This is a genomic window from Porphyromonas vaginalis (assembly GCF_958301595.1).
In the GTDB taxonomy this organism is placed as follows: domain Bacteria; phylum Bacteroidota; class Bacteroidia; order Bacteroidales; family Porphyromonadaceae; genus Porphyromonas; species Porphyromonas vaginalis.
The window spans coordinates 468903-490002 of the sequence record NZ_CATQJU010000001.1; the positions used below are offsets into that span (position 1 = coordinate 468903).

General features: G+C 51.0%; 14 protein-coding genes and 1 tRNA gene. 7 read left to right on the forward strand and 8 right to left on the reverse strand.

Translation table 11 applies throughout. The annotated features are described in order from the left end of the window. The first annotated feature begins 16 nt into the window (after positions 1 to 16). The 3 genes from rpoC (at position 17) to Q2J34_RS01815 (ending at position 8461) form a co-directional block, all read left to right on the forward strand. Entirely contained in the window at positions 17 to 4366 is a 4350-nt protein-coding gene (gene rpoC, locus Q2J34_RS01805) for a DNA-directed RNA polymerase subunit beta' (protein WP_298886356.1), read from the forward strand. A gap of 334 nt (positions 4367 to 4700) precedes the next feature. Continuing rightward, entirely contained in the window at positions 4701 to 6128 is a 1428-nt protein-coding gene (locus Q2J34_RS01810; RefSeq protein ID WP_298886359.1) for a hypothetical protein, read from the forward strand. A 776-nt stretch (positions 6129 to 6904) separates the two neighbouring features. Further along, entirely contained in the window at positions 6905 to 8461 is a 1557-nt protein-coding gene (locus tag Q2J34_RS01815) for a S41 family peptidase (RefSeq protein ID WP_300969145.1), read from the forward strand. Between the two features lie 37 nt (positions 8462 to 8498). On the opposite strand, the gene Q2J34_RS01820 is transcribed toward Q2J34_RS01815, so the two are convergent. The 4 genes from Q2J34_RS01820 to Q2J34_RS01835 form a co-directional block, all read right to left on the reverse strand. Continuing rightward, positions 8499 to 9908, reverse strand: coding sequence for a CotH kinase family protein (locus Q2J34_RS01820; protein WP_298888275.1), 1410 nt, complete (start codon positions 9906 to 9908; stop codon positions 8499 to 8501). 37 nt (positions 9909 to 9945) lie between these two features. After that, the gene (locus tag Q2J34_RS01825) at positions 9946 to 11211 is read right to left on the reverse strand and encodes a glycosyltransferase family protein (protein ID WP_298888277.1); all 1266 of its coding nucleotides are present in this window, start codon (positions 11209 to 11211) and stop codon (positions 9946 to 9948) included. A 153-nt stretch (positions 11212 to 11364) separates the two neighbouring features. Then, positions 11365 to 11847: a hypothetical protein gene (locus Q2J34_RS01830; RefSeq protein WP_298888279.1), complete on the reverse strand. Its 483-nt coding sequence runs from the start codon at positions 11845 to 11847 to the stop codon at positions 11365 to 11367. Continuing rightward, entirely contained in the window at positions 11834 to 12580 is a 747-nt protein-coding gene (locus tag Q2J34_RS01835; RefSeq protein WP_298888281.1) for a glycosyltransferase family 2 protein, read from the reverse strand. Before Q2J34_RS01835 ends, Q2J34_RS01830 begins: the two co-directional genes overlap by 14 nt. An 816-nt stretch (positions 12581 to 13396) precedes the next feature. Here Q2J34_RS01835 and Q2J34_RS01840 point away from each other — a divergent pair. Together Q2J34_RS01840 and Q2J34_RS01845 are read left to right on the forward strand one after the other, a co-directional pair. Then, entirely contained in the window at positions 13397 to 14530 is a 1134-nt protein-coding gene (locus tag Q2J34_RS01840) for an ISAs1 family transposase (protein WP_300970142.1), read from the forward strand. A gap of 123 nt (positions 14531 to 14653) precedes the next feature. Then, positions 14654 to 15967: a PepSY-like domain-containing protein gene (locus tag Q2J34_RS01845; RefSeq protein ID WP_300969146.1), complete on the forward strand. Its 1314-nt coding sequence runs from the start codon at positions 14654 to 14656 to the stop codon at positions 15965 to 15967. Between the two features lie 374 nt (positions 15968 to 16341). Here the strand turns inward: Q2J34_RS01845 and Q2J34_RS01850 are convergent, their stop codons facing one another. From Q2J34_RS01850 to Q2J34_RS01860, 3 genes are read right to left on the reverse strand one after another with little or no spacing between them, the layout of a single operon-like run. Continuing rightward, positions 16342 to 16830 (reverse strand): gliding motility lipoprotein GldH, encoded by a 489-nt coding sequence (locus tag Q2J34_RS01850; protein ID WP_300969147.1) that lies wholly within the window; start codon positions 16828 to 16830, stop codon positions 16342 to 16344. Between the two features lie 27 nt (positions 16831 to 16857). Then, complete coding sequence (locus Q2J34_RS01855; protein WP_298888287.1) at positions 16858 to 18162, reverse strand: PSP1 domain-containing protein; 1305 nt, start codon at positions 18160 to 18162, stop codon at positions 16858 to 16860. A gap of 34 nt (positions 18163 to 18196) precedes the next feature. Then, positions 18197 to 19213 carry a YitT family protein gene (locus Q2J34_RS01860; RefSeq protein ID WP_298888289.1) on the reverse strand — a complete coding sequence of 339 codons (1017 nt, stop codon included), beginning with the start codon at positions 19211 to 19213 and terminating at the stop codon, positions 18197 to 18199. Positions 19214 to 19378: 165 nt separating this feature from the next. On the opposite strand from Q2J34_RS01860, the gene Q2J34_RS01865 reads away from it, so the two are divergent. Beyond that, a complete protein-coding gene (locus tag Q2J34_RS01865; protein WP_300969148.1) occupies positions 19379 to 20128 on the forward strand; it encodes an NADAR family protein in 750 nt (249 codons plus the stop codon). An 86-nt stretch (positions 20129 to 20214) separates the two neighbouring features. Here the strand turns inward: Q2J34_RS01865 and Q2J34_RS01870 are convergent. Beyond that, positions 20215 to 20287: transfer RNA gene (locus tag Q2J34_RS01870), tRNA-Pro, on the reverse strand. Positions 20288 to 20471: 184 nt separating this feature from the next. On the opposite strand from Q2J34_RS01870, the gene Q2J34_RS01875 reads away from it, so the two are divergent. Continuing rightward, a complete protein-coding gene (locus tag Q2J34_RS01875; protein ID WP_300969149.1) occupies positions 20472 to 20981 on the forward strand; it encodes a hypothetical protein in 510 nt (169 codons plus the stop codon). Positions 20982 to 21100 lie beyond the last annotated feature (119 nt).

Sequence of the window (21100 nt, forward strand, 5' to 3'; positions counted from 1 at the left end):
TAGTCAGACTTAAGTTATGGCATACAAGACAGCCCCTAAGAGCAAGACCACCTTTTCATCCATTAGGCTCTCTCTGGCATCACCTGAGGAGATCCTAGCGGCATCACATGGAGAGGTTACGAATCCGAATACTCTTGACTATAAAACATACAAGCCAGTACGTGACGGACTCTTTTGCGAGAGAATCTTCGGTCCAGTCAAAGATTACGAGTGCAACTGTGGTAAGTTCAAGCGCATACGCTTCCGTGGTACCATCTGCGACCGTTGTGGTGTAGAAGTTACGGAGAAGAAAGTGCGTCGTGAGCGCACTGGGCATATCAAGCTTGCTGTACCCGTTGCGCACATTTGGTACTTCCGCAGTCTACCTAACAAGCTCGCCTCACTGCTCAATCTCAAGTCAAAAGACCTTGAGGCGATCATCTACTACGAGAAGTATATCGTACTGCAGAGCGGTGTCTCTGACCTAGAGGTCAATACGATCCTCACCGAGGAGGAGTATCAAGCTAAGCTAGACGAGCTTGATCAGAGCCACCCAGACAACTACGACCTGCCAGAGAGCGACCCAGACAAGTTTGTCGCAAAGATCGGTGCCGAGGCTCTCTATGAGATGCTCTCTAACCTAGATCTAGATAGCCTCTCTTACGAGCTACGCGACAAAGCTCAGACAGAGACCTCACAGCAGCGCCGTCTAGACGCACTCAAGCGACTCAACGTCGTCGAGTCCTTCCGCGCATCTAAGGATATCAACCGCCCCGAGTGGATGATCCTCAAGGTCGTACCCGTCATTCCTCCCGATCTGCGTCCACTTGTACCGCTCGATGGTGGTCGCTTTGCAACAAGTGATCTCAACGAGCTCTATCGTCGTGTCATACTGCGTAACAATCGTCTCAAGCGACTCCTAGAGCAGAGCGTCCCCGAGGTGATCATTCGCAATGAGAAGCGCATGCTCCAAGAGGCTGTCGACTCACTCCTCGACAACTCACGTAAGTCTAGCGCATTCAAGGGCGAAAACAACCGTCCCCTCAAGTCTCTCTCTGACAGCCTCAAGGGTAAGCCCGGTCGCTTCCGTCAGAACCTACTCGGTAAGCGTGTAGACTACTCGGCACGCTCCGTCATCGTCGTCGGTCCTGAGCTACAGATGCATGAGTGCGGTCTGCCTAAGGATATGGCAGCTGAGCTCTACAAGCCCTTTATCATCCGCAAGCTCATCGAGCGTGGTGTCGTCAAGACCGTCAAGAGCGCCAAGCGTATCGTAGATCGTCGTGACAACGTCATCTGGGAGATCCTTGAGAACGTCATGAAGGGGCACCCCGTACTACTCAACCGTGCTCCGACGCTACACCGTCTAGGTATACAAGCCTTCCAGCCCAAGATGATCGAGGGCAAAGCTATCCAGCTACACCCCTTGGCTTGTACCGCTTTCAACGCTGACTTCGATGGTGACCAGATGGCTGTGCACCTACCCCTAGGCAACGAAGCTATCCTCGAGGCACAGCTACTCATGCTCGCCTCACACAATATCCTCAACCCCGCCAATGGTGCACCTATCACCGTTCCCTCTCAGGATATGGTCTTGGGACTCTACTACATCACCAAGATCCGCAAGGGGGTCAAGGGTAGCGGACTCACCTTCTATGGTGTCGAGGAGGCTCGGATTGCGTACAACGAGGGCAAGCTAGACATTCACGCACCGATCAACGTACGCATTGACAACGTCCTCGAGGACGGTCAGCTCGTCAGCAAGATCATCGAGACCTCTATGGGACGTATCATGGTCAATGAAAACGTCCCCACCGAGGTCGGTTACATCAACGAGACCCTGGGTAAGGGCGCTCTCCGCTCTATCATCTCCAATGTGATCAAGGTGTGTGGCTTTGCCAAGACCGCACAGTTCCTAGACAAGATCAAGAACCTCGGATACTACATGGCATTCAAGGGTGGTCTCTCCTTCCGTCTGCAAGACGTCGTCATTCCTAAGGACAAGGAGAAGCTCGTCGCTGAGGGCAATGAGCGTGTCGAGGAGATCTTTGCACAGTACAACGAGGGCTTTATCACCAATACCGAGCGATACAACCAGATCATCGACACGTGGAGTAACGTCTCTAACAAGATCACCGCTTCACTGATGAGACAGCTAGCTCAAGACGATGAGGGCTTCAACAACATCTTCATGATGATGGACTCAGGAGCTCGTGGTTCGAAGGAGCAGATTCGTCAGCTCGCTGGCATCCGTGGTCTGATGGCTAAGCCTCAGAAGAGTGGTTCAGGTGGCGGACAGGTCATTGAGAACCCTATTCTCTCCAACTTCAAGGAGGGTCTCTCCGTGCTGGAGTACTTTATCTCCTCACACGGTGCTCGTAAGGGTCTGGCCGATACCGCACTTAAGACGGCTGATGCGGGTTATCTGACACGTCGTCTCGTGGATGTATCGCACGATGTCGTCATCTCTGAGGAGGACTGCGGCACACTGCGAGGCATCGAGATGGCTGACGTGATGAAGAATAGTACCGTCGTCGCCACCCTCGGTGAGCGCATCCTCGGTCGTACATCCGTCCATGACATCAAGCACCCCGAGACTGGCGAGTATATCGTACGTGCGGGTGAGGAGATCAACGAGGTAGCTGTAGCTGCCATCACCGCGGCTGGTATCGAGACTGTCGAGGTACGCTCGGTACTCACCTGCGAAACGAAAAACGGTGTCTGCGCCAAGTGCTACGGTCGCAACCTCGCTACCAACAAGCTCGTACAGCGCGGCGAGGTGGTCGGTGTCATCGCAGCGCAAGCTATCGGTGAGCCGGGTACGCAGCTGACGCTACGAACCTTCCACGCTGGTGGTACAGCAAGCAACCAAGAGACCGATGCTACCGTACGTGCACGATTCTCTGGAACTATCGAGTACTCAGACATCCGCTACGTAGACGTGGAGCGTGCTGGACGAGACGGCAATATGCGACCCGCACACATCGTGGTCAACCGTACCGCCGAGCTACGCATTCTAGACCCCAAGACGGGTGTCATACTGCAGCACGAGTTGGTACCCTATGCCAGCACCATTTTCTTTGCAAACGGAGCTACCGTCAGCAAGGACGATACGCTACTCAACTTTGACCCACACAATACGGCACTCGTCTCCGAGTTCTCAGGTCGTCTTGTCTTCGAGAATCTTGTTGAGAAGGTCACCTTCGAGTACGAGACCGACGAGAGTGCTTCACACAAGGAGATAGTCATCATCCGCAAGCAAGGTGTCAAGAACAACCTCATCCCGACAGCTCAGATACTAGACGAGCAGGGCAATGTACTTCGCTCGTACAACCTCCCCGTCGGTGCTCACCTAGTCAAGGAGGATGGCGATATGATCACACAGGGCGACATCATCACCAAGACACCTCGCGCTATCTCTGGTGCAGGTGATATCACGGGTGGTCTACCACGTGTTCAGGAGCTCTTTGAGGCGCGCAACCCTTCGAGTCCTGCTGTCGTAGCAGAGATCGATGGTACCATCGACTTCGCTGGCGTCAAGCGTGGCAATCAGGAGATCTCCATCACCTCTCGTCTAGGTGAGATCCGTAAGTACTTCGTACCACTTACGAAGCAGATCCTCGTACAGCCTGGCGACTATGTACGTGCAGGTATGCCCCTCTCCGAGGGTGCTATCACGCCAGCAGACATCCTCGCCATCCAGGGTCCCACGGCCGTACAGGAGTACATCGTCAACGAGGTGCAGGACGTCTATCGTCTACAAGGTGTGAAGATCAATGATAAGCACTTTGAGGTGATCGTCCGCCAGATGATGCGCAAGGTACAGGTCATCGACCCAGGAGATACCCTCCTGATGCCTCAGCAGATTGTAGACAAAAACGATGCTACCGAGGAGAACGACAAGCTATGGGGTATGAAGGTCATCACCGATGCAGGTGACTCCACCACCATGAAGCCTGGACAGATCATCTCGAGCCGTAAGCTACGTGATGAGAATAGCTCGCTCAAGCGTCGTGACCTCAAGCCCGCTGTAGCACGAGATGCGATGCCTGCCACGACCAATCAGATCCTACAGGGTATCACAAAGGCTGCGCTACAGACGCGAGGCTTCATTTCAGCGGCTTCCTTCCAGGAGACCTCCAAGGTACTCAACGATGCGGCCATCTCGGGCAAGGCTGACAAGCTCGAGGGCATCAAGGAGAATGTCATCTGTGGTCACCTCATCCCCGCAGGTACAGGTCTACCCGAGTATGACAAGCTCCTCGTCATGTCGCAGAAGGAGCATGACGAGATCGAGGCACAGAGCCGTCAGACTGGATCTGACGCCAGCTACCGCGCTAAGAAGATCGACGAGGAGAAGACCTCCGAGACCGCTCCCGCTAAGTAACAACTGCCTCACAGAGTAGCTCGTATAGTAGCTCTAAAGCAAAGATTATCTCAGGAGTACCCTATATAGTCTCCTCATAGATATAAGCAACGAAAAGGAAGGCTCGCCCCACAGGTCCACACGACCTCATGAGGCGAGCCTTCCTTTTGTTGTGCCCCTTCGCCAGCAAGAGTGCCAGCCTCCACCCGTTGCTAATTGTAAATTATTAGTATCTTTACCGCAGTATTCACCCTATCACGTACACTCATCTGTTATGCAAAACCCTAACAACTTGTCCAAATCTATGAGAACTAGCTATATAGCTATAGTTCTATTCCTCGTGTCCTCCTTATGTATGCAGGCACAACAAAATATGTCGACTGACTTCAACGGTCTAACCCTAACGATAAGACCGTTTTATTCTGACTATGTCGCAAAAATGAATGAAAACCCAGATGACACATGGTGTGCGAACCCATATCTTCACTGTCAATTTATTGAGACTATCCCAAGCTCTCTTATTACGCCAGCAGACACCTTCTTTATTGATCAGGCTCCTGTTAAGATGCTCCCTTATGTTTGGACACAAACTGTAGCAGGAGTACTCCTTTTGTCCTATATTCAAGCAGAATATGTACGAGAGTTTAATCTCGAAAAGTTCCTTGTAGCTCCGGCAATTCGATGGAAAGAGAATAAGAACTTTTCCGATCGGGCAGTCCTTAGATATTCTTATTTGCCTCCTTTTCAGATAAGAATGGACGACGAATACTATAGTCCAACGTACTTTCTAATGCCGGAAGAATTGAATTATTTCTTTTCTCGGAAAGGCGAGCCTCAGGATTCATTGCGTATCACAGTGGATGCTTCTGATGCGTTGTTTTACACGCGATCCGATAGACCACTGGTTCCCGATCCAATAGATCCCGCCTTGAAAAGAATTGATTGTACCGTATCTACAGCTCCATCTATCTTTTTCTTATATCGTCCTGCTTTTCTTCATAAAGAAAAGACTATTGAGGGGATTGATATTGACGTCCTCTTCCAGCATCTCGATAAGTTGCACATACTCACAAATGAAAGTGGAATCAAGCTGGAGCTGGAGCTCCTCCCTCTTAAGGACACAGCACCCATAGACAGTGCTATATGTCGACTCCAGCAAATTGTTCCTCCATTGGATAAGCTCACGAAGCCATTGGAGTCCTCCCCCACAAAGGTGGATTTAATTGTCTCCCATATGGTTCAGTCGTGGGATGGCTGGGGGTTTGTATATGGAAAAGCTTTCCCAGATACCGAAAACAAGGTCCTGCTGGTTGATCCTGATGATTATTACTCTCGTGTATTAACGCATGAGATGACACACCTATTTCTCCCTTCTGTGAAGCCTGATCAAGCTTCCTGGATGTCCTCCGTAGATAAATACATGCTAAACGAAGCGCTTGTGGAGTATGTCGCCTGCGTCATTCACAAGGAATATACAGGAGAAAGCTATTGGGAGGAGAAGGAACGTTATGTCTCGGAAAATGTGGATAGCACAATGTTGAATGACGTATCGCAAATAGAGGAGGTTACTTACACTGGGGAAGACAGCAATAGTAGCTATTGGCTATACTACACCTATATTCCTCACTGCATTCATCAGAAAGCATTGGTGAGTGGTGGAGATTGGGCAGTAGCAGAGCGTATTATCTCTATCTACAAACGAGGTCTAGAGTCTAATTGGGACGAAGGCACTATGCGCCCCATCTTAAATCAGTTCAAAGAGGACTTCGGCATTCGTTTTTGAGCAGTAAAATAAGCCCAAAGGCAATTCTACATACTCGCCGCTAAGAAGTATGGCTGGACGAGTAACGATTTGTAGGGACGTACGGCTCGTGCGTCCGTTGTAGTACAGGAATACGAACATTGCTATCAAAGCATTGACACTGTAACCTTTGACACAACGGACGCACTCCCGCTAGACACTGTCCGAGCGTCCCTACATCTCGCTACTCGTCTCGTTGTCGGACAATAATAAGACGAGTGCAGGTGACGAAGGAAGCGACCGCTTGCGGTCGGACGTATCATAGCCCCCAGTCGAAGGAGCAAAGCTTCGAACGACTGGGGGGCATAGGGGCGTACAAGGTGGGACGACCTCCCCTAGCGGGAGGTCGGACTGGAGGTTGTAAATTCGTCTAGTCCGACCCACAAGGGGTCGATAAATCAGGCGGCGTCTAGCGTCCGTGGGTCGTTCGGGGCTTTGCCCCTTCGATCCACGGCTATGATTCGTCGGACCTCTCACTATCATGATACTGGTGTTACAGCGTCTGATGGCTGGACTTTTCGTGTTGATGTGGTTTGTGTAGGGGCGGACCTGCGTGTCCGCCCATGGGGCATACTCCGCTTCGACGAGGACAGGCGGACACGCAGGTCCGCCCCTACAAAGGGTTACACGTCCCAGCGGGTTACTTGATTTGCGAAATCGAGTGTTAGTCTCTCCTTCTCACAAGTTATGAGTACCTTTACTTCAGTATTCACTCTATCAAGTGCATTCACCCATCAATCACACAAAGTCCTACCACTATGACGAGTAGATTTGTCCCCTATTTACTGAGATCGTTATGTCTATGTCTGTTAGCGTTCAATACTTACGCCCAAGACATTCTCACATTTGCAAACAGCCCCAGCCAAGATACTCTAACCGAGGAGAATGCCACTCAAAGGGATCTACAAGTACTTGGTAAACTTCTAAAGGAGAGTCACCCCAAAATGCTTGAGGAGGGCTTTGCGATTAGTCTGGATAGTGAACTAACTAAGTTTTATCAGCTAGCCAAGCATGTCGATACCCCTTCCGATTCGTACCTCCTTCTTCAGCAATTTACGAGTTTGATGGGTGACGGTCACACTACGCTGACTCTTGACACCGCTCTGTTTAAGACTTACTACCCAATTAGGCTAGGAATCGAAGAGTACCCTACGGTGCGTCTCATGACAGCCCCTAAGACCCTTCAGAGCTATGTCGGAAAGGAGATTAAGTCCATCTGTGACATCCCCATCCTAGATGTTGTCGATACGCTCAGACGCTATATTAGTGCGGACAATGTGCAGTACTCGCTCTCGCAAGTAAGTGCTTTAGGTTCATTCTGTATCTATTGGAGATCTCTAGGCTTGGATACTTTGAAAGTTACATTTGCTGATATGGACTCCATCTTTATCTCGCCCATATCTGTGAGTGATAGAGTGGAGTTGTATAGCAGTCCAAATGCGAAACATTACAGCACGCTTACTGCTCCACGCAAAGCTCTGTACTGGTATGACGTGATGGCAGCTCCAGGAGTTGCTTACCTCCAGATGAACGCTATGAAAGACTATCAGTCTGAGTATAGTCGCATTACTAGTTCTAAGCCAAGTGGCTATAAACTAACCCCTCAAGAGGAGGCATACCTATCCTCTCTACCTCGTTTTTCGGACTTTATTGATCAGATGTTTCAAAAGATGGACTCGCTTCATACGCACACACTGATCATAGATCTCCGCTACAATTCAGGAGGAAATAGCATGCTTGGCGATATGCTACTTCAGTATTTACCTTCGCAAAGAGAGGACGCATCACACTATACATATCAGCTACGAGTGTCTGAGTTGTGGAGGAGGAACTACCCCTCCGTGTCCGAGAGGATTCCGAAAGCGTACTCTGGGAAGATGATCGATGGAAAGACTTTTAGTGACTTGATCCTTACAGATGGTCAAAGTCAAATATCACGCGATCAGAGCCACACTCCTCGACGAACTTTTAAGGGAGACGTCTACATATTCGTTGGAGAGAAGACCTTCAGTAGTGCTGGGGTGCTCGCAACTGTAGCACAGGATGCAGGGGTGGCCCTTATCCTTGAAGATGCAAGTTCACCTTGTGCCTTTGCTCCTTGTCACTATGGAGATGTAATCGGATTCACGCTACCCAATAGTGGCTTTAAGGGTTATACTAGCAGCAAGTCTTTTGTGCGTCCAGATCAGACAAGATGTGGAGAGAAGAGACTTGTTCCCGATAGATCTATTCCTCAGACTAAGGATACGACCCAGCTTGGAGCGGATCCGCTGTGGGAATATGTCATCAAAACAACATCAGAGACAAAAGAATAGAGCCTACGATGCGCTCGCTCTCATTTCGAGCTCGCTCTTACGGGACGATCACCTTGCTATTGTCCACGATATAGACGCCTTGCGGTAGATCACGCATCGCCTCACTGTAGTCATCAGCAATGCGCACGACCTCGCCCGACATGGTGTAGACGATGTGACGACCAGCGGTCGGCACTACGGGCGCAATGGCTTTAGGAGTAGCTGGCAGGTGATTATCAAACCAGTCTACATTCCGCCGAAGAGCAGTCGTAAGCTCCTCCGCTGCGCTGTGCAGAGGCTTGAAGTCGCCCTTAGACCAGCGCTGCTTGTCCCGCTGATAAGCCTCCTCATAAGGGGCAAAGCAACTCTCCAAGTAGCGCATCCACTCATCAGAAAGCACGGGGTGCACCTCTTTCCACACCTTGCAGACGGCTGAGCTAAAGTCTTCATCCTTAAGCAACTCCCCGATCCAGTGAGGCGCAAAGGCGTAGTGTACCTTCATCCTAAAGGTGTAGTCCGTCTTCTCCCGATTCATACAGGTGAGGTCCCAGATAGGGCCTGCCACCCACTTGCTCCCCTCGCCCTGATCTTTGTGTAGGTAAAAGCTCCCGTGGAAGCCATCGGGATTGTCCATAACCTCCTGAATGATGAAAAAGCGAGCCATCGCATCGACATCGAGGCGATCCTTCCAGCGGCTAGTCGCTTTGTTCGGAGCATAGATATCATCGTTGAGTCCCTTAAACTCATCAGTCAGCCAATCCCGCTGTGCCGTCGAGAGCACCTTCGGTGAGTGGTAAGTGATGTTGATGATCCAGCGGTCATTCTCTCTAAAGCTAATTTGGTTCTGCTCCTTATAGTTGTCCACCTCTACCAGCCAGCCACCCGGGATGGTCGCTGCATCTTCGTTATTGTCTGGCTGCTCGTAGATGTTGACACGATTCTTCCCGATCCGTATCGTCTCCGTCAACAAGTAGAGACCGATATAGTCGCCATTGAGCACCACCTCAATAGGCTTTGTAGAGGGCGTCCAAGCCATCCCCATCAGCTCGCCTAGCTTCATGCCAGCCATCGTCGGTGGCCAAAACTTCAGGAGTGCCCAGTGCTTATTCTTCGGCATACCCATGAGTGACAGCTTCTCGTCCAGCTTGAGCTTATAGGGCTTCTTGTCCCCCTTCCACGAGGAGTGGCCTCTGCCACGAATGTTCATCCCTAGGGGCTCTACGGCAGTGCCTAGACTCACCTTCCCAGCGGGGTCGGTAATGTAAAACGTAGCTCGCTTGTACTCTTTCTTCGTGATGATAGGCTTGCCATCGGCCGTGGTGATATACATGATGGGGATAGTCTGTGACGGCTCCACCACAGCATCGGAGGGCAGCTCCGCATCACCCTGCCCACGACAGGGCAGTAGTGCCGTAAGCATCACGCTCAGCGTCAGCAGGATCACTGTACCAATCGAATTGCGTCTCATAGCTTGATAACTTATAGTTGACTGTGAAGAGGGTCCCCTAAGAGAACCACGACTCTACCTTGCGAAACGCTAGGTAGAAGGCATCTAGCGTGAAGGTGCAAAACAGCGCAATCGGCACAAAGCAAAAGAGGTATCTCTTCGCAGAGTAAGCAATCACGTTGTCTATCGAATCCCAAGAGTAGTTGATATGGTAGAGTAGCAGACCGTACAGTAACAAAGGCAATACGAAGGCCATAGTCACTTGCCCTAGACGCCCCCAGTGCTTACGCTTTATCATGACCGGTAGACTGGCGAGCAGCGATATCAGCAACAACAAGAAGCTCCAGCCGTAGAGCTGCGTATTGGTCAGATGCCCCCACAAGCCCTTGACGATCAGACTGGCTTTATCGCCATCACGTAGGAGCGAGGTGATGACAATACTCTCTGAGGACATGCCTGTCCACTTTTGATGCAGGAACCAGCAGCACATGGGGAGGAGTATGATCATCCCCCAACCAATGAGGTACCACCACTTCAGTCGCTTGGCACAAACTGGGTATAACAAGTAAAGCCCCATCGCCATCGGAAATACAATCCCGTCATACCGAGTCAAGATACTACCCAAGAGTAGCACGCCACTCACCCAGAGGAGTCCGTAGTCAGCAGTCGGTTTGTCGCGAGAGCAACTTTTCAGAGCATAGATCACACCAAGTGAGGCGTAGATCGCATGGATCACATTGGTTGCCGAGAGGGACGAGAAGGCTATCATCTCTGGCGTGATAAGGACGAAAAAGGTTGCGATGATGGCACCCGTACTCCCCACCACATCTCGTAGCACACCGTAAAACGAGATCAAGAAAAAAAGAAAGAACAGCCCAGGGATCAGCTTAGAAGTCTCAGCCCCCAGCATATAGACTATGCTATAAGAGAGTTGTACCAGCGGAGCGTAGGTGATGTAGCTACCCGCATTGTGGATCAGCGGATTCTCCTCAGGACTAAAGACAGAGAGACCACACATCGTGTGCTCTTGCGCAATGAGGTAGCCCAAAGAGTCAAAGCCAGCAAGGCTATCCCTATCAAAGGTGGGGAAGAACATACACTTCCTAAAGTTCATCACCTCGATGACCACCACAAGGACGAAGAAGATAAGCCACACAATGTTGATCTTGCCCAACCACCCCTTTAGCGTAGCCCGCGAAGGCAAGCTGGCGGTGAGCCTTTTGCTCTTATATAGGAGCAGTAAGCCCGCTACCAGCACGAGGAGCAGACCCACGACGACCCATACGAGCGAGAGCCTCTGACGCAGTAGATCTTGTAGCATCATAAGCCCGACGGCAAGCAACATGCCGACGGGAAACGATAGCCCGACGAGTTCGACACGACTGAGCGAACCTCTCCCTACCACACTCAAGAGAGTCACTCCAGACAAGCACAGCAATATGACGAATAGTATAATGGATAGCATAGCACAAGGAGGTTATTGGATAGAGTCGTTTGTTAGAGGCACGATCGCAACTTCGATGGATGGCGGAAGCGCACCAGCCGGGAACATCTCACGTCCCCCCTCGCCCACGATCAAGACATGCGTTGGCACCCGATGATTGATCTGATACTCTTCACAGGTCACGACTTGCCGTGGATAGAGGAAGCGCATCGCCCAGAGCTTATTCCACGGCTCTCCGGCTATTTCCTCTTGCTGAAAGTACTTAGCCGCAGGAATATAGATGATCGCATCCTCAGGGGTCTTGTCACGCACATACTTGTACACAGCGTAACCGTTGCCAAGCTTCATCTGGTAGCGATCGCTCAGCGAGGACTCTTTGTACTCGCTTGCCACCTTCCAGTTGCGTCGTAGCATAGACCAGACGAACTGATACCCCTTCTGCTCAAAAGTGTAGGAGATCAGTAGCACCGCAATACACCCTCCGAGAAGGTTACAAAGGACCTTACTTACTTTCATGAGACTTCTTCTTAAATCGATATTTAAGTAGCGTAGAGATGGCCGTAATGCCATCGCGCCAAGAGATCTTCTTCCCCTCATCCACCGACCTCGGGAAGTAAGATATAGGGATCTCCTCAATCTTTATTCCTCGCAAAGCTGCCTTTGCGGTCACTTCGGGACAGAACTCAAAGCCCTCACACTCCAGATCGAACGACACTAGCAGCTCCCTTTTGAAAAGCTTATAGCAAGTCGGTTCGTCCGTAAGACGCTGCCCGTATAGCAGGTTGGTAACCTTCGTGACGAGTTGTCCACCAAGGTAGAAAGAGGTCGGGAAGCGCCCTTTGCGATGCGCTACAGAATACAAGTAGCGACTCCCGTATAGGACGGGCAAATCAGACTCTATGGCATAGCTCAGCATCTTGAAGATGTCATTGGGGTCATACTCTAGGTCCGCATCGTGGATAATAACATATTCACCCGCACACAGAGGCAAGCCCTGTCGTATGGCATACCCCTTTCCCCGATTGACCTCATAGCGGAGTACTTGGTAGTTGCCATCGGCAAACCTGGCCTTCAGGACTTCATTAGCAATCGCTGTGGTATCATCAGCTGATCCGTCATCGACGACAATCAGCTGACAGTTTTGCTGGGACGCTCGTATGGCTTCGATACATCTCTCTAGAGATAAGCCGATAGTCCCAGCTTCATTATAAGCTGGGACTATTATAGAGAGAGAGTCTATGCTCTGCATAATTATATTAGAATAATGTATTAGTCGCTTCCTATTATGGGAGCTAAGATACAAATAATAACTCTATCCACCAATGGTTTGACTTAGGCTCGCAGGGCTGACGCATTATAATCGCTCAGGAGCGATAAGCAAGGACTACTAGATGTGCTCATTATAATCTAATGTGTCGGCATATACAATGTGTCACCACTGCCCTCTAACCTCTAACCTCCAACCTCCATTTACATATCTTTACGGGGAAATTCGTCCGATCCCCTCCTTTCTCGAATATCCACGTGGGAAATCTCAAATCTCCACGTGGATATTTTTCTTTTTCCACGTGGGGACGTTTTGATTCTTCCGAAGTTTCATTTCATTCTTCCGAAGTTTCATTTCATTCCTCCGAGGAATTTTTCATTCTCCACGTGGAGATTTCGAAATATCCACGTGAAAATCACTTTTCCCCGACACGACACCGTTTTGATATGTAGTCAATTCTAAATTATCGTAACAAGCCGACGTCAAATTTGCCCAGCTAGAGATGACGCATCATAATCGCTCTGTCAGGAGCTACACATGAGCGACAAGCGAGGAGTGGAGAGGTCCATGAGCTCATTGTATATAATGCGTTAGCGGGTGGAATGTACGCAGCCCTGTAGGAATATCAGGGCTGACGCATTATAAATGACAAGCTGATTGTGATCTTAAGAGGGAGAATGAAAGGCCTAAAAAGTGAACTCAATATAGTCGCAAAAACTCTTCATTTTTCTCTTCAAAAAGCTTGTCCATGTCGTAGGTTTTTCGTACCTTTATAACTGATAATCAATACAATGAGTAATCTCTATGAGCATATTCAATCAGCTTCTAATGGTCGAAGATCCACGCATAAATCGATGCAAAAAGTTCCCCCTAGGATACATCCTTACGACGGTATTCACAGCTACTCTCTCTGGCTGCTCCTCTTGGTACGAAATAGAAGACTATGCAGAGGAGTACAAGGTTGATCTGGAGGCTCTATATGAGCGTATATCAGGAGAGTCGAGCTCTTGGGGAGTCCCCTCTCACGACACGCTCAATCGGGCTATCAGTCTTCTTGATCCCAATCAGATAGAGCTAGTCTACAAAGCCTTCCTGGAGGAAAGCTTTGAGATAACAACGGGCAAGCACATCTGTCTAGATGGTAAGACGATGCGAGGCGTTAAGAAGCTAGACTTCGATGCCGACAGCCATTGCGTTACAGCCTTTGACCCTCAGCAGCAAGCTTCATTGGCTCAGGTATATATCTCCACTAAGTCTAATGAAATCAATGCCATCAAAGAAATTCTCAAGGCTCTAGATCTGCGAGACACCGTCATCACTATTGACGCTATCGGCACTCAAACCGATATAGCAACCGCAGTGGTCGGGAAGGGTGGTGACTACCTACTCCAAGTTAAAGATAATCAGAAACTAACGAAGGAAGAGATGCAAAGTTTCTTTTGTCCCCTCTACGATGCTCATATCGTGCATCAAGAGCAGAAAGACTTTGGTCACGGGCGAATAGAAACACGCACGATGAGTAGCATCGTAAACCCTTTATCTCTAGATCCAGACTCGACTTTAGACAAATGGAAAGGGCTGAAAAGTATCCATATGATGACAAGAGTACGGACGGACAAGAAGACAGATAAGTCCAGCACCGAAACCACCTTCTATATTTCTAGCCTGACAGACGGAGCGGAGATCTTCAAATTAATACGTGAGCATTGGGCTGTGGAAAACAAGCTACACTATATGCTGGATATGCTTTTTAGAGAGGACTACTCTACCAAGAGAGCCCGCAACGCAGCTCAGAACATGAACATTATAAACAAGATAAACCTGACTATCATTCAACGGCTTAAAGACAAGCTCAAAGGCACATCAACGCTACGCCTGAGGAAAAAGCTTGCACGAATGACTCCAGAGGAAATCTTCGAAATGGAATTATAATGCGTCAGCCCTGGTAGGAATATCGGGATTTTGCCCCATTCGATTCTTTTTTGTATCTTAGTGGAGGAGCTGAGAGGTGTTCAGCTTCTTTGTTTCATCCCCCCCCTATTAACCCGAAAACGTATGAAAAGAAACTTATTTGCAATAACCCTGCTCGTACTTAGTATGCTTCTTCTGGTCGCTTGTAATCAAGACAGCGGTCTAAAGCATAGTGAGCCAAATACGAAGAGTATCAATAGTCTCACAGCTCTCTACCCTAGTGCCACCGATGTAACCTGGCGCGTCAAGGGACAGTACGACATAGCTTCTTTCAAGCTACCAGCCTCTGCTCCCCGACAAGCGGGCACATCTCAAGGTGACAACGAGATTGACATGGAGGCGTGGTTTGTCTCACAAGACGGCTCGTGGCGCATGTCCAAGGAGAGCGAGATGGACTTTGATCAGCTACCCGAAGCAGTGCAAAAGGCCTTTAAGCAGAGCATCTATGCCGAGTGGAAGGTAGACGATGTCGTACGCCTCGAGCGCGAGGGCGCCGAGACGCTCTATGTCATCGAGGTGGAGCAAGGCAATCAGGAGATGCATCTCTTCTATAGCGTTGACGGCATTCTCGTACGTGCAGAGGCAGACCTAGACGACGACTACGAGGGTCAAATCGTAGCTTCTGTGCCAAGCTTTGTACAGGCGTTCCTCCAGAAAACCTATCCCGATGCGCGCATCATAGAGATTGATGAGAAGGATGGCATGATCGAGGTAGAGATCTTAGATGGTCGCATACAGCGTGAGATCCTCTTCCAGCAGGACGGCACGTGGGTCTCCACATGTACAGAAGACATCTTACTATCAGAGGTACCTGAGGCAGTACTCACGGCATTCAAGAACTCTGAGTATGCCAACTACACGATTGACGAGATCGAGCACTTTATCACCCCTGACAAGGAGTTTTACCGCTTTGAGCTGGAGCTCAAGGGCGCGAAGGATATCAAGATTGATATTACCCTAGCGGGAGAGATCTCCATCGCTCCAAGTAAGGATCAGGACAATCATAATGACTCAAAAAGCTATAACCTGCCAGATGCAGTGCGACAGATCATTGAGTCAAAGTATCCTGGTGCCCAAATCAAAGATGTAGACTATGAGAATGGGCTGCTAGAGGTAGAGATCATCCATGAGGGTCGTGACAAGGAGGTATACTTCACAGACAGCAGCGTCTGGAGCTACACCAGCTGGGAGCTTTCCAAGCAGGAGGTACCTGCAGCGGTGCTGGATGCGCTAACCAAGGCTTACCCCAACGACGTTATTGATGATGACATTCACTTTGTTGAGACGCCACAAGGACAGTACTACGCCTTCGAGCTAGAGCGTGGCAACGACATTGAGGTCTTCATCACTCCAGCGGGCGAGATCGTGGATAGCCCTATACCAGGCATCAAGCTCTAATCACGCATCCTGCTACACCTCTCTCTCCGAGGTAGCAGACACAGCAAAGAGAGTAAATTGGTCTGTATGTAGCAGCAGGTCATCTCTATATCAGGCTAGTCATAAGATTTGCTGATAAAACGAAGCAGTCCCGCAAGGCGTCTACAGCGATGTAGTGCTCCCTGCGGGACTGCTTTATTGAGACTGTCGCATAAAGGCGAATCGCTGTGTTGCTTTCGGGATTCGGCTTCGGTCACATACGGATGTATGCTCCCTTCAGACCTCACCCTCAGCGCCTTGCGCTTCATCCTTTCTGCAAAGTCTAGACAATCTTGCAAGCAAGATTATGAGACTGCTAACTTTTGCAACAGTCTCTTATTTGTGTTTGTGCGAAGCTACTGCTCGGCAGCGACCCAAGCGACACCGACCGTCTCGATGCCCGCTAGCGTTGCCTGCCCCGTCGCTTGCCTTAGCTCGATGGTGTAGAGCCCTGGGTGAGGAGGGGGCAGCGAGGTGTTGACCTTATATAGTCGCTGACGTAGCGCATAGCCCTCACCAGCCCATACGCCTGGCTGCTCGGCGAGGAGTAGTGTCACGGAGGTCGTAGCACGCCACCCTAGAGCGGAGCGGAGCTCGATGGTGAGCGGTAGAGCGGTGTATGCGTAGCGGCTGTTGTACCGCACGTAGAGGTAGAGCGTGTGGGGCGTCCGCGACTGCTCGACGAAGCTGTCGAAGGTGACCCGATGCTCTGCAGACCATACAGCTTGTGGTAGCTCCGCAGTCTGCATCTGCTCCTGATAAGCTACATAGTGGCAAGAGTCAAGCGTCAGGACGGCTAGCAAAACTAGCCCCCCTAGGATGCACCCTCTGCAGGCTCTGCTCATAGCTGCAACAGATCTAGTCGTGGTGGATTACTCCTCCTGAGGCTTCGTGCGTGGACGGCGACGATGACCACCCGCCTGAGGCTTGCGTCTCGGCTTGCGATCGGGCTGCGTGGCACCCTCCTCGTGCGAATCGGCTCTCTCTGGGCCCTCTTCGGCTGCGTTGGTAGGCTCCTCGCTACGATCACTCGTAGGGTTGCCATCCTTCGCTCTAGGCGCATCGGTGTTGCTGCGCGCTCTCTTTCTATTTGTCTTGCGACGCTTACGCTTCTTCGGCTGGTCAAAGCGATTGATCGCATTGTCAAAGAGTATGTCCTTAGGCTTCTTCGGAGCCTCCTGCTGGTCAGAGAGTGTCTCTGGTGTCTCGCCACGCTGGTTCATCTCTATGATCTCCTTAGCCCGCTCTACGGATATGGTCTCAGGCTCTTCGAGACTCTTAGGCGCCAGGCTATAAGTGATCTCGCCCGCTAGGAGGTCGCACTTGTTAAAGTAGTAAGTGCCGCTCTCTGTCTCTAGGGGCGTACGACTCGAGGGGAAGGCTTTCTTTGCCTCCATATAGACGTCCACCTCGTAGTTGGTACAGCACTTGAGCTTGCCACACTGACCGGTGAGCTTGAGCGAGTTTTGGGCTAAGTTCTGAAAGCGTGCCGCAGCTGTACTGACGGAGTTAAAGCGTGAGAGCCAGGTAGCGCAGCAGAGAGCTCGACCACAAGGACCGATCCCCCCGATACGCCCCGCCTCCTGTCTAGCCCCTATCTGGCGCATCTCCACACGTATGTGGAAGGCGTCCGCCAGGAGCCGTATCAGCTTGCGAAAGTCTACTCGCTGATCCGCTATGTAGTAGAATATGGCGCGCGTCCCGTCAGCCTGATACTCCACATCGCCGATCTTCATATCTAGTCCTAGCGAAGTGGCTATCTCGCGCGACTCGATCATCGTCGGGTGCTCGCGTAGCTTAGCCGCACGATAGTGATCCATATCGGCAGGACGAGCTTTGCGGTAGATGGCCTTCGCATTGTCCACATACTGCTCGTCATGGTTGGCCCGTATCTTAGTAGAGACGAGCGTCCCCGTGAGAGCTACCATGCCGACATCGTAGCCGCCGCTATCAGCCTCGACAACCACATAGTCACCTCGCTCGAGGTCGAGATGATCCACGTTGCGGTAGTAGTTCTTACGCGTATTCTTGAACTGTACCTCGACGATCTCCTGCTGCTGTACGCCATCTGGCAGATCAGCTAGCCAGTCAAAGGTCGAGAGCTTGCAACAGCGTGACCCTAGGCCTTTGCATCGAGGACAGTCTATCTTATCTAGTAGGTCTGGTTTGTATTCCATCAATTAGTTTCAAAAAAGGGGAGGAGGGAGGAAATTACTTCTTCTTTCGTCCAGTCACCCGCTCGAGCGAGTCAAAGCCCTGTCCATATACGCCATGCACCGTAGACTCGGAGATAAAGGCGTCGGGGTCTACCGAGTTGACCACTTGGTAGAGGCCTCCGCGCAGGCTCTTGCGTATGGTCACCAGCACCACGTGCATCTCTTGGTGACTATAGCCGCCCTCGCCGTGGAGTATGGTGCAGCCATGTCCTAGACGACGGGTGATAGCCTCGCTGAGCTGCTCGTACTTGGTGCTGACGATGAGTAGCTGCACAGACTGCTTGTTGGCCTCCATGATGTAGTCCAGCATCTGCCCTACGATCGTGATCTCGATAAAGGAGAAAGCGAGCTTGCCTAAAGCCGTACCCCAGCTGTACTGAGGTCCGAAGAAGTGGCTCACCACGGCACCCGTCGTGACGATGATCGCATCCATAAAGATCATGGCACGTCCCAGAGAGAGCGTGCTGTACTTATTGATGATAGCCACGATTATGTCGGTACCACCAGTACTACCATTGGCAGAGAAGACAATACCTAGTCCAGCACCACAGAGCCCAGCACCAACGATCAGAGCGACAAATGGCTCGTCGGGAGCCAAGAGCGGCCCGAAGTTGGGGAGTGTACTGGTCAGCCAGGTGGGCAGATTGTGATACACCTCTAGTCCCTGTCCCACCATGGGGGTAAAGAGTGCTTGTCCCACTGGGATCGTGGCGGTAAGCATCAGGACGGCGATAATCGTCTTCATTGAGAAGCGCCACCCCAAGATCCATATAGAGAGGAGTAGCAAGCCGACATTGATAATGTTGTAAGGCATGCTAGCTGGGATATTCGTCGCCAGCTGAATGATCGTGGTCAGTCCAGCCAGTCCTCCCGAGGTGATGTCTTGTGAGAGGATGAAGGCTGTCCAGCCAAACGTGTAGACGACTACACCGGCGAAGATGAGTAGGACATCCTTTAGAAAGCGTGCAGACTTGCGTGGATCGGGATAGCGTAAAGGTCTTTCAGTAGTCATGAGTGACATGTTTATTACTTGGCGAAGGGGGAACACGTCCCTCGTCCGCCAAAGTCAGAAGTAACACAAAGGTAGCAAAAAAGAAGACTGACACAAAAAGAAGTCGATCCTTGAGGGGAATATTTGTAGCTTTGTATTTGTAAAAGTTGTTAACGAAGACGTCTTATGCTGGATCACCCACTCACCGCCCTGACCCCTGAAGAGGTCTACGATGCCTCCACGCTCGACTGCTACGCTTTCCGCCGTGGTGGTGACGTGCGTTGTGGCTTGTCGTTGGCACTGGGCAACATGGTCGCGGGCTTTGGCTTTGACCTGCAGGGAGTGCACTTTCACAATAGCGAGTGCGCCTACATCGCTGGCATGTTTTCGCTAGGCACCCCCGAGCATACCGCCATCGTGCGTCAGCTCGTCGCATGTGATGATGGCTGGGCGGCGAAGAAAAAGATCCGCAAGGCGCACGAGCAGGAGCGACGAGAGGACTGGCTCTCATTCAATGTCCCTTGGATGCACTACCTGGTCTGGCAGAAGTGCCTGACGAGCGAAGCTTTTCGCAAGCTCCTCCTCGCCTTCCCGCCAGAGGCGATGCTCCTCGAGGACAGCACCTACGCGACCAGTGCCACCGCCACCAAGTGGGGCATGCGCAATGCTGAGCTGAGAAAGCGTCTTACAGCGATGAAGCGCGAGCTTACAGCGCAGGGAATGAACAAAGCCTCCATAAAGCGTGAGCAGGACAAGATGAGACTGGGACCTTGGTCAACCATCGGCGAGTGGCGTGGGCAAAACCTCCTCGGCAAGATACTTATGAACTGTCGAGATGCTATGCTCCATGATGCAGAGCCGCTGATCGACTATGCTCCGCTGCGAGCCGCTCAGATACATCTCCTAGGGCGGGAGCTCACCTTCCCAACCCTCTGACCCGACGAAGCCTCCTCCTCGCCGAGCTGTGACGGGAGGGCAAAGAAAAAAGGTGATGGCCGAACGACTTCGACGATCACCTTGAGTCGGGATGAGAAGACTCGAACTTCCGACCTCCACGTCCCGAACGTGGCGCGCTACCAACTGTGCTACATCCCGAGAGAGACTACCGCCCCATAGGAGACTAATCCCTACTTGTGACTGCAAAGGTACTAAATAATGCGACACCACATACTGCCCTGCTTATCGCTAATTGAAATACTTGTACTTTTGTGGTACATCCTTGCAAGATCTGTGAGGAACCCCGCAAGAAATCAGCTACTAATCACATAACATAAGTAACATGAAACAGAAAACATTGCTTATCGCACTCATCGTTAGCCTCCTGAGCGTCTGTAGTCTAGAGGCACAGAGGACGGCGGGACGTCGTGAGGTCACTGGTACGCTCAGCCTATCGGCTGTTGCCATCGAAGGAGGAATTGGTGTCTTCAATGTACTAGTGAATCCCTCTATAGGTTGGTTCGTCAAGGACAACTTCTCCGTAGGAGCTACGATCCACTACGAGGGCACTGGTGAGCTAGGGGGACTCGGACTAGGGCCACAGGTTGCGTACTACTTCCCCTCTCAGAATAATTTGAACTTCTTTTTGAATGCCTTCGGAGGTCTCCAGATGATTCACTTCTCGGGCTACAACTTCGTCGGGGGTGCTGTCGGTGTCGGTGCTGGTCTCTCTTGCGCCATTACTCCACGTGTGGCATGGCGGTCTGGCGTTGACTACAAGATGGGCATCTACTCAGGGCCCAGCTTAATTCATCGCATAGGCCTGGACATGGGCTTTTCGGTCAACTTCTAGCGTCTAGAGAACACTCTCTGACCCGATCCAGCAGACGATACCCCTAGGAGGCTCAATCGCACTATCCCGCGGTTGAGCCTCCTTTTTTATCCATATCCGCTACACAATCATGCCCGCAC

Excerpts from the sequence above, each read along its gene's own strand:
- Q2J34_RS01810 (WP_298886359.1), top strand. The coding sequence starts at position 4,701 with ATGCAGGCACAACAAAATATGTCGACTGACTTCAACGGTCTAACCCTA.
- Q2J34_RS01855 (WP_298888287.1), bottom strand. The coding sequence starts at position 18,162 with ATGGAATACAAACCAGACCTACTAGATAAGATAGACTGTCCTCGATGC.
- Q2J34_RS01830 (WP_298888279.1), bottom strand. The coding sequence starts at position 11,847 with ATGAAAGTAAGTAAGGTCCTTTGTAACCTTCTCGGAGGGTGTATTGCG.
- rpoC (WP_298886356.1), top strand. The coding sequence starts at position 17 with ATGGCATACAAGACAGCCCCTAAGAGCAAGACCACCTTTTCATCCATT.
- Q2J34_RS01815 (WP_300969145.1), top strand. The coding sequence starts at position 6,905 with ATGACGAGTAGATTTGTCCCCTATTTACTGAGATCGTTATGTCTATGT.
- Q2J34_RS01865 (WP_300969148.1), top strand. The coding sequence starts at position 19,379 with ATGCTGGATCACCCACTCACCGCCCTGACCCCTGAAGAGGTCTACGAT.
- Q2J34_RS01850 (WP_300969147.1), bottom strand. The coding sequence starts at position 16,830 with ATGAGCAGAGCCTGCAGAGGGTGCATCCTAGGGGGGCTAGTTTTGCTA.
- Q2J34_RS01820 (WP_298888275.1), bottom strand. The coding sequence starts at position 9,908 with ATGAGACGCAATTCGATTGGTACAGTGATCCTGCTGACGCTGAGCGTG.
- Q2J34_RS01875 (WP_300969149.1), top strand. The coding sequence starts at position 20,472 with ATGAAACAGAAAACATTGCTTATCGCACTCATCGTTAGCCTCCTGAGC.
- Q2J34_RS01845 (WP_300969146.1), top strand. The coding sequence starts at position 14,654 with ATGAAAAGAAACTTATTTGCAATAACCCTGCTCGTACTTAGTATGCTT.
- Q2J34_RS01825 (WP_298888277.1), bottom strand. The coding sequence starts at position 11,211 with ATGATGCTACAAGATCTACTGCGTCAGAGGCTCTCGCTCGTATGGGTC.
- Q2J34_RS01835 (WP_298888281.1), bottom strand. The coding sequence starts at position 12,580 with ATGCAGAGCATAGACTCTCTCTCTATAATAGTCCCAGCTTATAATGAA.
- Q2J34_RS01860 (WP_298888289.1), bottom strand. The coding sequence starts at position 19,213 with ATGACTACTGAAAGACCTTTACGCTATCCCGATCCACGCAAGTCTGCA.